At 60.6% G+C, this 12,307-nt stretch carries 8 protein-coding genes; 4 read left to right on the top strand and 4 right to left on the bottom strand.

Annotated features, from left to right (window positions below; genetic code table 11):
* Positions 1–184 precede the first annotated feature (184 nt).
* The 4 genes from E5K02_RS20050 (at position 185) to E5K02_RS20035 (ending at position 7,275) form a co-directional block, all read left to right on the top strand.
* Positions 185–1,471, top strand: coding sequence for an efflux RND transporter periplasmic adaptor subunit (locus E5K02_RS20050; protein ID WP_240737373.1), 1,287 nt, complete (start codon positions 185–187; stop codon positions 1,469–1,471).
* 230 nt (positions 1,472–1,701) lie between these two features.
* Complete coding sequence (locus E5K02_RS20045) at positions 1,702–2,379, top strand: ABC transporter ATP-binding protein (protein ID WP_135397244.1); 678 nt, start codon at positions 1,702–1,704, stop codon at positions 2,377–2,379.
* 54 nt (positions 2,380–2,433) lie between these two features.
* The gene (locus E5K02_RS20040) at positions 2,434–4,791 is read left to right on the top strand and encodes an ABC transporter permease (RefSeq protein WP_135397242.1); all 2,358 of its coding nucleotides are present in this window, start codon (positions 2,434–2,436) and stop codon (positions 4,789–4,791) included.
* A 51-nt stretch (positions 4,792–4,842) separates the two neighbouring features.
* The gene (locus E5K02_RS20035) at positions 4,843–7,275 is read left to right on the top strand and encodes an ABC transporter permease (protein ID WP_135397241.1); all 2,433 of its coding nucleotides are present in this window, start codon (positions 4,843–4,845) and stop codon (positions 7,273–7,275) included.
* Between the two features lie 80 nt (positions 7,276–7,355).
* On the opposite strand, the gene E5K02_RS20030 is transcribed toward E5K02_RS20035, so the two are convergent.
* The 4 genes from E5K02_RS20030 to E5K02_RS20015 all read right to left on the bottom strand — a co-directional run bounded on the left by E5K02_RS20030 (position 7,356) and on the right by E5K02_RS20015 (position 12,172).
* On the bottom strand, positions 7,356–8,150 hold the full coding sequence (locus E5K02_RS20030; RefSeq protein ID WP_135397239.1) for an SDR family NAD(P)-dependent oxidoreductase: 795 nt from the start codon (positions 8,148–8,150) through the stop codon (positions 7,356–7,358).
* 254 nt (positions 8,151–8,404) lie between these two features.
* Entirely contained in the window at positions 8,405–9,559 is a 1,155-nt protein-coding gene (locus E5K02_RS20025) for an alginate lyase family protein (protein ID WP_135397237.1), read from the bottom strand.
* A 175-nt stretch (positions 9,560–9,734) separates the two neighbouring features.
* Positions 9,735–10,955: a glycoside hydrolase family 88 protein gene (locus tag E5K02_RS20020; protein WP_135397235.1), complete on the bottom strand. Its 1,221-nt coding sequence runs from the start codon at positions 10,953–10,955 to the stop codon at positions 9,735–9,737.
* A 26-nt stretch (positions 10,956–10,981) separates the two neighbouring features.
* On the bottom strand, positions 10,982–12,172 hold the full coding sequence (locus E5K02_RS20015; protein WP_135397233.1) for an alginate lyase family protein: 1,191 nt from the start codon (positions 12,170–12,172) through the stop codon (positions 10,982–10,984).
* Positions 12,173–12,307: the final 135 nt, after the last annotated feature.

Genomic DNA, 12,307 nt, shown 5'->3' with positions numbered 1-12,307 from the left:
GGAGAGAAAACAGGCCGCTTTTTCCGGCACTGCCGCCAGTTAGTGTATCACAACCGGACGGTCAGTTGTATCAAAATCGGACAGTGCAGAGCCTTACATGGGCAACGTGTATTATAAGTTATTTGTAATCAATTATTTATAAAAATGGCACCGTTGTTACTACGCTCTGCTCAGCCGCTGGGATATGCACAAGCCGGGCGGTGGCAAGACCATGGACGTAGCAATTCAAAAGAAAACCTGGACCCGAACGCGCCTGCTGCTACTGGCCACGGCGGTATTGGTGGCGGTGGTGGTTGTCGTCAGCCGGATGGCCGCGGCCGGTACTGCCAAGCTCAACGTCGACCCTGAACGGCTCACCATCAGTGCGGTTACCCGGGGTGAGTTTCAGGAGTTTGTGCCGGTGGATGGGGCCGTGATGCCCATTAAAACCATCTACCTCGACGCGCCCGAGGGGGGCACCGTGCAGCGCATCCTGGTCGAAGACGGGGCCACGCTCACGGCCGGGCAGCCCATTATTCAGCTCGCCAACACCGACCTGCAGCTGGAAATGGTGAACCGCGAAACGGCCGTGTTTGACCTGATGAACAACCTGCACAACACCCGCAACCTGCTCCAGCAAAACCGCATTCAGCAGCTCAACCAGCTGGCCGATATCGACTACCAGCTGCGCGAGGCCCGGCGCGTGTACGAGTTGAACCGCACCCTCTACGAGCAGAAGGTGATTTCGCAGCAGGAGTTCCTGCAGACTCAGAACAACTACCGCTTCCAGCAGCGCCGCCAGCAGCTCACGCGCCAGTCGTTGCGCCAGGATTCCCTGAGCATGGGTCAGCAGATCGGGCAGATGCAGCAGTCGGTGGGGCGTATGCAAAGCAACCTGGCCCTGATGCGCCGCAAGCTCGATGATTTGACCATCAAGGCGCCAGCGGCCGGGCGCATCACGTCCCTGAACGCCGAAATCGGGGAGCTCAAAACCCGCGGGCAGCGCATCGGGGAACTCGACATGCTGACCGGCCTGAAAGTGCGCGCCACCCTGGACCAGTACTACATTTCCCGCATTTTCGCGGGGCAGAAGGCCGAAGTGACCCTGAACGACAAGCGCTACGAGCTGCGCGTCACCAAGATTTTTCCCCAGGTAAGCCGGGGCCTGCAGGTCGACCTGGAATTCAATGGCCCCACGCCGCCCGATATTCGCCGGGGCCAGTCGTTGCCGGTGCGCCTGGCCCTGAGCGACCCGACCCAGGCCGTGCGGGTGCCCCGGGGCGGCTTCAACCAGAAAACCGGGGGCAACTGGATATTCAAGGTCAGTGAGGACGGCACCAAGGCCTACCGCGCCGATATCCGCCTGGGCCGCCAGAACCCGGAGTATTACGAGGTGCTGGCCGGCCTCAAGCCCGGCGACCGGGTAGTGACCTCCAGCTACGAAGGCTACGAAACCATGGGCGAATTGCTGCTCAAGGCCAAAGCCGATTAACTTCTTGATTTCAATACCCCGCCACAAAGACCGTCGGGCCGGTGCTGAGCCAACAGGAGCGGTACTGCGCCGCTCCTGCCGCCCTCCGCTGCGCAGCTGGTGAGTGACTCGCGTCGGCCAAGGCTGCTGGGCTGCAACCCGGCTCCCGCGGCAGCACCCGGCCCGACCGTCTTTTTCCGATTTTTTGCCTTTACGCCCGCCCAACTCTTCCTTTTTTAGAACCCTACGTCATGCTCCAGATCAACCACCTCGAAAAGATTTACCGCACCGAAGAAGTGCAGACCAAGGCCCTGAACAACGTGTCATTCACGGTGCAGGAAGGCGAGTTTGTGGCCATTATGGGGCCGTCGGGCTGCGGCAAATCGACCCTGCTCAACATCATCGGCCTGCTCGACGAGCCCGACGGCGGCACCTTCACCTTTGCCGGTACCGACGTAACCCACGTGACGGAGCGGCGCCGGGCCGAGCTGCGCAAGACCCACATCGGGTTCGTGTTTCAGAGCTTCAACCTGATTGAGGAGCTGACGGTGGCCGAAAACGTGGAACTGCCCCTGATTTACCTGGGCGTGGGGGCCACTGAGCGCAAGGAAAAGGTGCAGCGGGTGCTGGAGAAAATGCAGATTATGCACCGCCGCAACCACTTCCCCCAGCAGCTCTCGGGCGGGCAGCAGCAGCGCGTGGCCGTGGCCCGGGCCGTTGTGAACTCGCCCCGCCTGATTCTGGCCGACGAACCCACCGGTAACCTCGATTCCAGCAATGGCAACGAGGTCATGGAGCTGCTGACCGAACTGAACGAGGCCGGCACCACCATCGTGATGGTGACCCACTCGGAGCACGACGCCCGCTACGCCCACCGGGTGGTGCGCCTGCTCGACGGGCAGGTGGTGCTCGAAAACGTGCGCGTGTAGCGCGGGCTTCCCTCATCTTTTTTTGAAGCACTTGTTCTTAGCACCACCGGCCCCATGCTCCAGTATTCCCTGCTTCTGATTTACCGGAACTTTCAGCGGTTTAAAGCCACCTTCTTCATCAACCTGATCGGCTTGTCCGTGGGCTTGGCCGGCGCCCTCACCATCTACCTGTGGGTGTACGACGAATGGAGCTTCGACCGCTACCACGCCACTACCGGGCGGCTGTTTCAGGTGCTGGAAAACCAGCGTACGGCCGAGGGCATCAACACCTATGGTACGGCGCCGCTGCTGGCCGAGGCACTGGCCAAGGAAATGCCCGAAATCCAGTACGCGGCCGCGGCCACTCCACCCGATTTTTTCCCGGGGTTCACGCTGGTGGCAAAGGGAAAAACCGTGCGGGCCGACGCAAAATTTGCCGGCAAAGACTTTTTTCACATCTTCTCCTACAACCTGCAACGGGGCGACGCCGGCCAGGTGCTGGCCAATAAAACCGCTGCTGTGCTCTCGCAGGAAATGGCCGTAGCGCTGTTCGGCACGGCGGCCAATGCCGTGGGCAAAACGGTGGAATGGCACCTGGCTGACCTCAAGCAAACCGTTGTCGTAACGGGCGTGTTCGGGCCCATTCCGGCCAATTCTACCGACCAGTTTGACTGCGTACTCAGCTTTGATGCCTTCAAGGACATTATGAAAATGGGGGAGTCGATGAACTGGGCTCAGGATGGGCCTTTCAACACCTTCGTGGTGCTGCACGAGGGCGCCGACGAAGCGCAGTTTCAAACCAAGATGTCGGGCTTGCTCCAACGCAAGCTGGCCACGAACAAGGAACGGGCCTTGCTCGTGCAGCCCTACGCCGACAAGTACCTCTACGGCGAGTACACCAACGGCGTACCGTCGGGCGGGCGGATTGAATACGTGCGGCTGTTTTCGGCCATTGCGGTGTTCATTCTGGTCATTGCCTGCATCAATTTCATGAACCTGGCCACGGCCAAGGCCTCGCGCCGGCTAAAGGAAATTGGGGTGAAGAAAACCCTGGGCGCCGGCCGCTTTTCGCTGGCCGCACACTTTCTGGCCGAATCGGTGCTCATGAGCTTCATCGCGCTGATCCTGGCGCTGGCGCTGGTAGACTTGCTGCTGCCGCAGTTCAACGACATCACCGGCAAACAACTTGCGCTGGTCTTCAAGCCGCACTTGGTTCTTTCGGCGCTCGGTATTACGCTAATTACGGGGCTGCTGGCGGGCAGCTACCCGGCCTTCTACCTCTCAGGACTACGGCCGGTGGAGGTGCTCAAGGGGCAGCTCGCCGGTTCGGTTGCCGACCTGTGGACGCGCAAAGGGCTAGTGGTTTTTCAGTTCATGCTCTCTGTGCTGTTCATCGTCTGCGTCTTCGTCATTCAGCGGCAGCTTGCCTTCGTGCAAAGCAAGGACCTGGGCTACGACCGCACCGGCGTCGTTGCCTTCGAAGCGGGGGGCAAAGCGGCCCAACAGCCCGAGGCTTTTCTAGCCGAGGTAAAGCGGCTGCCGGGCGTGGTGAATGCCGCCGGCAAGTTGGGCTCGTTTATAGGCACCTACGACGGCGCGGGAATCCCGCTGGAGTGGCAAGGCCGTAAGATTCCCGTCCACCACATGGGCGTAAGCTTCGACCTGCTCGAAACACTGAGCATTGCGTTGAAAGAGGGCCGCAGCTTTTCGCCGCAATTCCGCACCGACAGCGTGCAGATTATCGTGAATGAGGCCCTGGTAGCGAGCTTGGGTCTGGAAAATCCTGTGGGGCAGATGCTGGACAAGCGGCGGATTGTGGGCGTCGCCAAGGACTTTCACTTCCAGTCGTTGCACGAGAAAGTGAAGCCCCTCATTTTTCGGTTGGAGCCCAAGGCGACCACTACCATCCTTGTTCGGCTGGCCCCGGGGCGGGAACAGGAAACCATAGCTCAGCTCCGGCAGCTCTACGCCGCGTTTAACCCGGGGCAGACGCTTACTTACCACTTTCTCGACGGGGACTACCAGGCCCAATACGCCGCCGAGCGGCGCGTCGGGGTGCTGGCCCAGTACTTCGCCGGCTTAGCTATTCTGATTTCGTGCCTGGGCCTATTTGGTCTCACCGCCTTTACGGCCGAACGGCGCCGCAAGGAAATTGGCATCCGCAAAGTTTTGGGCGCTAGCGAATTCAGCATCGTTTACCTGCTCTCGAGCGACCTCACCAAGCTCGTCGGCGTGGCTATTCTGCTCGCCATGCCAGTCAGTTACGTGGTAGTCAAGCAGTGGCTGGAAAGCTTCGAGTACCGCATCGCCCTGGAGGTTTGGTATTTCCTGGGGGCGGGCCTCGTAGCCGTCACGGTGGCCTGGCTCACCATCAGTACCCAGGCCCTGCAAGCCGCCCGGCTCAACCCCACGCAGAGCCTGCGCGACGAATAGCCGCCGGCTGCTTTTTCCACCAATCCGTCCATCATTACAACTGGCACGACCATGCTAAAGAACTACCTGCTCGTTGCCTACCGCAACCTGCTCCGCCACAAAGGCTTCTCCTTTATCAATATTGCCGGTCTGGCCCTGGGCCTGACGGCCTGCCTGCTCATCGGCCTGTTTGTGCACGATGAGCTGCAATTCGACCAGTTCGTGCCCGACGGCAGCCGGATTTACCGCGTCTACACCCAGCAAACCACAACCGAAACGCCCGAAAGCCACGCCTCGGTGTCGCCGATGTTTGCTACTACCCTCAAGCAGGAGTTTCCGGAGGTAGAGCAAACGATGCGCATCCTGATGACGGGGGCCAGCCTGAATCTGCTGCAGGCGGGCGAGAAGAAAATCTACGTGGAAGATGGCCTTATTGCCGACTCCACCTTTTTCGGGATTTTTCAGCTGCCCTTCAAGTACGGCTCGCCAACCGGGGCGCTGGATGGAACCAGCTCGGTGGTTTTGGCCGAGGAGGTGGCCCGCAACTTTTTCGGGGACGTGAATCCAGTCGGCAAGGAGCTGAAGATCAACTCAACCACGGTAGTGGTGAAGGGCGTGCTGCAAAGCGGCCTGGACAAGTTTCACCTGAAGATCAACTACATCATTCCGCTGGCGGCGGCCCAGCTGCCCCAGCAGCGCATGTCTAACTGGGGCTGGCAGCAGTTTTACACCTACGTCAAGCTCAAGCCCGGCGCCGATGTCCGGCAAACCCAGGCCAAGCTGCGCGACTACCTTACCCAGAAAGTGCAGCCCACGCTGAGCGAAAACGACAAGCTCACGTCGGTGCCCTACCTGCAGCCCCTGCACGAGGTGCACCTGTACTCGTCCAGCTTCAAGTACGACTCGTCGGTGAAAGGCAACATCACCTACGTGAAAGCCCTGGGCGTCATTGCCGGCTTCATTCTGCTCATTGCCTGCTTTAATTTCGTGAACCTAGCCACGGCTAAGTCCATGCAGCGGGCCAAGGAAGTGGGCATCCGCAAAACCATCGGGGCCAGCCAGCAGCAGCTGATGCTGCAGTTTCTGAGCGAAACCGTGCTGCTCACGCTGGTAAGCGTGGTGCTGGCGGCGGTGCTGACCTCCCTGCTGCTGCCGGTGCTAAACGACTTTACGGGCAAGAAAATGGCCTTCGACCTGCTCCGCAACCCCGCGCTGCTGGGCCTGCTGGCGGTCCTGACGCTGGTGGTGGGCCTGGTGGCGGGCTTCTACCCGGCCCTGGTGCTGAGCAGCTTCCAGCCGGTGAAGGTGCTGAAAAGCGCGGTGGTGACGGATGGTATCTTCGGCCGGGTGCAGTGGCTGCGGCACGGACTGATTGTGGTACAGTTTGCCTTGTCGGTGTTCCTGATTGTGTGCGCCTTCGTCGTGTTTCAGCAGGTATCGTATCTGCACAACAAGGACCTGGGCTTCAACCGGGACCAAATCATGTTCTTTCCCATGCGTGGCGAGAACATGAACAAGCAGTACGAAACCTTCAAGAACGAGCTGCGGCAAGTCCCCGGCGTGGTGGCGGCCAGCATCGGCTACGGCTTCCCCGGCGACCAGGTGGCCGGCGACGGGCTGATTGTGCCCACCAACGGCGAAAAGAAGGAGTATCCCACCACCCAGCTGATGGTCGATTATGACTACATCAAAACCCTGGGCCTGCAGCTGGTAGCCGGGCGCGACTTCTCCAAAGAGCTAACTACCGACAAGGACCACGCCTTTATTCTGAACGAAACGGCCGTGCGGGAATTCGGCCTCGGCACGCCCCAGCAGGCTTTGGGCAAAACCGTGCAGTGGCCCGTGTGGAACGACAAAAACCCCGATTCGCTGAAAGTGGGCAAGATTATCGGCGTCGTGAAAGACTTCCACTACAAGAGCCTCTACGACCGGCTGGAGCCGGCCGTGCTCCAGATCTTTCCCGGCGCCTACTGGAAAGTGGCCGTCAAGCTCAAGGGCACCGACGTGGGTAGCGCCGTGGAGGGCGTAAAGCAGGTATGGACTAAGTTCAGCCCCGAAAACCCCATCGAATACCGGTTTCTGGACGACAACTTCGACGAGATGTACAAGGCCGAAGACAAGCTCAAATCTTTGCTGTGGGTGTTCACGGGCGTGGCCATCTTCGTGGGCTGCCTGGGGCTGTTTGGCCTGGCGACCTACGCGGCCGAGCGGCGCAAAAAGGAAATTGGCATCCGCAAAGTGCTGGGCGCCGATGTATCGAGCATCGTGGCGCTGCTCTCCAAGGAGTTTATGGTGTTGGTCGTCGTGGCGGCCGTCATTGCCTTCCCGCTGGCCTGGCTGGCCATGAGCCGCTGGCTGCAGGACTTTGCCTACCGCATCGACATGCCGCTCTGGGCCTTCGGGGTGGCCGGGCTGCTGGCCGCCGCCGTCGCCTTCCTGACCGTGAGCTATCAGGCCATTAAAGCCGCTACGGCCAACCCGATCAACAACATGCGGGTTAATTAGCCACCAGCAGTACGGCCGTACACACCACAGGCTGCTCCTTGCGGGGCAGCCTGTGGTGTGTACGGCCAGCCGGAGCGTGGTTATTTGCTTTCCGGCTGCATCTGCGTGTTCATCATCGTGGCCAGCATCGAATCGGGGAAGAGGGCGCTGGAAGCGAAGTTCAGCTTGGCTCCGAGCGTGGGCAGTACCCGGGCCTCGCCGCTCAGCAGCCCCTTGTAGCCGCCCTCGGCCACTTCCTGTGGGGTAGCTTTCGAGCTTTGGCCCACCTTGGTGTCTTCGGCGTTGGCCACCCGGAAAAAGTCGGTTTCCGTGGCCGGCGGGCACAGAATGGTCATCGTTACGTCCGACTTCATTTCCTTGAGCTCATGCTGCAGGGCTTCGCTGAAACTCAGCACAAAGGCTTTGGTGGCCGCGTACACGGCCTGGCGCGGGTTGGGCAGGAAGGAAACCACCGAGCCGAGCTGGAGAATCTTGCCCGCGTTGCGGGTTACCATCTCGCGCAAAAACAGCTTGGTCAGCGTCATCAGGGCCAGTACGTTGACGTGCACGATGCCCATTTCCTTTTGCAGGTCGGTTTCTACGAACAGGCCCGCTTCGCCAAAGCCCGCGTCGTTGACCAGAATATCAATTTGCAGGCCCTGGCGCTGGGTTTCCTCAAAAAGCTGCACGGGACCCTCGTGGGTGCTCAGGTCGGCAGGAATGACTACGGTTTGCAGACCGGAGAATTCCTGCTGCAGCTTCTGGGCGGCTTCCTGCAGGTCGGCGCCGGGGCGGGCGGAAAGAACAAGGCGGTAGTTGTCGCGGGCAAAGCAGCGGGCCAGCTCGAAGCCGATGCCGCTGGAGGCGCCGGTAATCAGGACGGTTTGGTTGGTCATGGTAGTAGGTAGTAGAAATGATAGATGGTAAAGCCTTAGGTACCCGAACCGTGCGGCTTAGGTTACAGCCTATACGCCCCGGAGCCGTGGCAACACGCTGAAAGTCACCTGTTTTTGGGCTACAAACGAAATTTTTAACATAGAGAATAAAAAAGGCTGCCCACGCGGACAGCCCTTTTTCTCACAAACCAAACGTTACTTGATGTAGTCGGGGGCCCGCCGGTAGGGGTACTCGCAGGCTAAAAGTCAGTCCGTTAGCGCCCGATGCTGCGGTGGGTGAAGGAGGTGAAACCCAGGAAGGTTTTGTCGCCGGGCACGCCGTAGGGGTCCTGCCGGTCGCGCAGGGAGGCCAGCTTGCTGGTGCCGTAGTAGTTGTAGGCCGTTTCGATGCCGGGGAAAACCTGGGTGCCGCTGCAGTTGCGGGTGTAGTTGCCGGCCGCCGCGTCTTCGTACCGGTTCCAACCGTTCTTGATCTGCTGGCCGTTGGCCTCGTAAATGGCCGTATTGCCCTGAATGCGGGCCGTTTCGGCGGCGTAGGTCAGGGCCGTAAGCGTGTACTGCGGGTGGATGCAGTCCCGGTCGCGCTGCTCCTTCACGGCCCCGTCGGAGTAGAAGAGCTGGGGCAGAATCTGGAACAGGTAGTCGTAGCCCGAGTCATAGACAGTGGTGCTGTTGAACCACACGCCCAGGGCCATCTTGGCGTAGGCGTAGGAAGCCTGCCAGTTGTTGATGTCGTTGATGGCGCCCGGCACGTTGTTGACGTAGTTGTTCTTGAGGTTATTCAGAAAGTCCGAGAACTTGCTCACGTCCGTGGCCGACCAGCCCGCGCCGGTGCCGTTTACCTGGTAGTAGCGGATGATTTCCCCGGCAGCTACAAAAGAGGGAGCCACCCAGGCCGCTTCCAGGTAGGTTTGCCGGAATTCGGTAGGGCTGCCGTCGGGCTTGGGCGAAGTGCTGTAGCGCTGGAAGTTGTAGGCGTAGCCGTTCAGAATCTGCTTGGCCTGGTTGGCGTAGGTGGCATTGCCGGTTTTGACCCAGCGCAGGGCGCAGGCATAAGCCAGAATAGCGTCGCGGCGAATCTGGTCTTCGGTGGGGCTGCCGCCGCTGCCCACCACGTACACCACGCTCGGAAAGGAAGTGGGCACCGCGTACTGGTTCATGTAGTCGACCACCTTGTTATAGCCGGCCGTGCGGGTGGCGTCGCCGGCGTTGGCCTGGGCGGCCACCAAGTCGAGGCTGGCCTTGCTGTTGACCACGCCGGGGTGGCGGAACGTGGTGATGGTAGAGTCAGCCGTGGCAGAATCCGTGTCGGGGGCGGCGGCTTCTTTTTCCTGGCAGCCGGCCACAACGGTGAGGGCCAGAGCCAGGCCCAGCTGGGCGAGGCCCGCGCGGAACGAGAGGTAGTTCATGGGTTTTGGTGGGGTTAAGGATGAGAACAGAAAGGCAAAAACCTAGTAGCTACTTAGGAGCCGGAAAATGAGAGGTTTTAGCCGGTAAACACCCTTATGGTGAGAGGTTTATTTGCGTAAACGATTACGTAGAAAACCTCGCAAAACCCGGTTGGCAGCGCAAGCGGGGCCGTTTTTACAGGCCCGGAATGCCCTTGCCGTTGCGCAGGCTCTGGCGGCGCACCAAGGCTTCCAGGAAGTAATAATCGGCGTAGCTCAGGGGCACGTCGACTTCGCTGTTCGAGGGCTTGGCCCCGGTGCTGTGCAGCAGCAAAAACCCGCGGCTGCCGCCGGGCTGGGCCACGTAGGACTTGGCCAGGCTTTTTACCATCTTATCGGCCTTGCTGCGGTAGAGCTTGCCGTTCGGGCTGAACGTGCTCAGCTCGTACAATGCCGAGGCAATCAGGGCGCCGGCCGAGGCGTCGCGGGGCTCGTTGGGCAAGTTCGGGGCGTTGAAGTCCCAGTAGGGAATCAGGTCCTTGGGCAAATTCGGGTGGTTGAGAATAAAGCGGGCCACGTTTTCGGCCTGCCGTAGATAGGCCGGGTTGCGGGTTTCGCGGTAGCACATGGTGTAGCCGTACAGGGCCCAGCCCTGCCCGCGCGCCCAGGCCGATTCGTTGGCCGCGCCCTGGTGGGTGGTGCGCTTCACGACTTTGCCCGTGGCCGAGTCGTAGTCTACCACGTGGTAAGAGCTAAAATCGGGGCGGAAGTGGTGGCGCAGGGTTGTATTGGCGTGGCTCACGGCAATTTTGTAGAACGAGGAGTCGCCGCTGAGCTTGGTGGCGGCAAAGAGCAGTTCCAGGTTCATCATGTTGTCGATAATGACCGGGAAAGCCCACTTTTCGCGGCTGTGGTCCCAGGACAGCAGCGTACCAACCTTGGGGTAAAACCGGGTGCTGAGCGTGCGCGCCGACTGCAGAATGATGTCTTTATAGGCCGCGTCCTTGGTCAGGCGGTAGCCCGTGCCGAAGCTGCAATACACCTTGAAGCCCATGTCGTGGGTGGTGCCGTTGGTTTTCTCGGGCTCGATGTTGGTCGTAAAGGTCTTGGCCTGGGCCATCCACTTCGGCTGCCCGCTCAGCTCGTACAAAAACCACAGGTAACCCGGAAAAAAGCCGCTGGTCCAGTCGCGCGAGGGCACCACAATCAGTTCCCCGGCGGGCGTGAGGCTGCGCGGCGACACTAGTGGGGGTTTGCCCGCGGCGGCCGGTTTTTGGGCTATGGCCTTGGGCAACTCCTGAAGCATGGTGGTGGCCTGGGCTTCGGCCCGCTGCACGGTCTTTTTGGTTAAAGCGTCCTGGGCGAAGACGGCGGTGGAAAGGAAAGTAAGGCCGAGAGTGAGGAAGCGGAAGTGCATGGGGTGGGGAAAGTTTGAGGGTGCGGCTACTGCAGCCAGATAATGGGGTTGCGAACGGGCAGGTTGCGGATAACTTCTTCGACCTCGGGTTGGTGGTCGAGGCGCTGCCAGGTTTTCAGCCAGTCGGCCTGTTGGAACTGCACGGCGCCCAGCACCAAAAAGGGGTGGGCTACGGGCCAGTTGTCCCAGTACATCACGTCCTTGGGGAAGGGCCACTTGGCTTTGTCGGCCACAAAGGGGTAGAGGTACTCGATGCCGCGCCGGATGCCGCGGCCGTCGGGCGTCTGGTAGGCGTAGAGGTTGTCGGATTTCGTGCTCAGAATCTGGCAGATCATGGTCATGGCGTCCAGGTTGAAGAGGGAGTAGCCGTAGGGCTTGGTGCGCTTGGTTTCGAGGGGGAAGCTGCCGTCGGCGGCCATCTGAGTGGGCAGCAGCACGGTTTTGTAGCGGGTGCGGCAGAAATCGAGCAGCTCCTGGTTGCCGGTAAGGCGGGCAAAGGCAGCTACTTGCATCACCCAGCAGGTACCGTGGTTGTTCTGGGCGTTCATCTCGTCCTGGCCGTATTTATGCGTGGTAAGCCAGGTCAGATATTGGGCAAACCAGCCTTTGATGCCGGCCACGTCTTCTTTGCCGAAGGCTTTGGAGTTCTGCATGACCAGCACGCCCTGGGCCACTTCCATCAATTGAATCGTGTCGATAACCCCGATGCCGCGGCCGGTGAAGCGGCCCTGAATGGCCTGGGCGAAGTTCAACGACGGGTTCATGCGCGTGGCCGAGTCCAGAAACCAGGCTTGCAGGTGCAGCAGGGCGTGGCGGGCGTACTGCTCGTCGCGGGTCAGCTCGTAGGCCGAAGCCAGCGCCCCGATGATGCGGCTGAAGCGAATCATGGCCTGACGGTGGGCCACGAAGTTGGCGGGGTTGGTGAGCCCGTCGCGCTGCAGGTAGGGCCCGGCCGGGTTTTGCGGGTCGGGCCACCAATAGTCGCCTTCGGAGAAAAAGTCGTGGGCCGTGCCCGCGCTGCGGGGCGAGGTGCTGGCCGTGACCGTGACGGGTTGCTGCTGCAAGGCCCAGGCCGCCTGCGTGAGTACCTGCTGGCGCAGAGTTTCCACGGCTTGGCGGCGCAGCTTCTTATCGGGTTTGCCCAGCGTTTCCGCCGACTGTCCCGCCAGGGCAGTAAGCAGAAGCAGCAGAATGAGTAAGAAGGGTTTGCGGTTCATAGGATGGGGTTGGTATCAAAAGGCCGTCATGCTGAGCGTAGCGCAGCCGAGTCGAAGCATGCCTACCGCTTCGTACCAACGACATTGATTAGTACTGTAGTAGAGATGCTTCAGCTGCGCTCTGCATGACAGATA

This window comes from Hymenobacter metallicola (assembly GCF_004745645.1).
Classification (GTDB): Bacteria; Bacteroidota; Bacteroidia; order Cytophagales; family Hymenobacteraceae; genus Hymenobacter; species Hymenobacter metallicola.
Note: the sequence above shows the minus strand (reverse complement) of the source record. Positions and strands in the feature narration are given on the sequence as shown.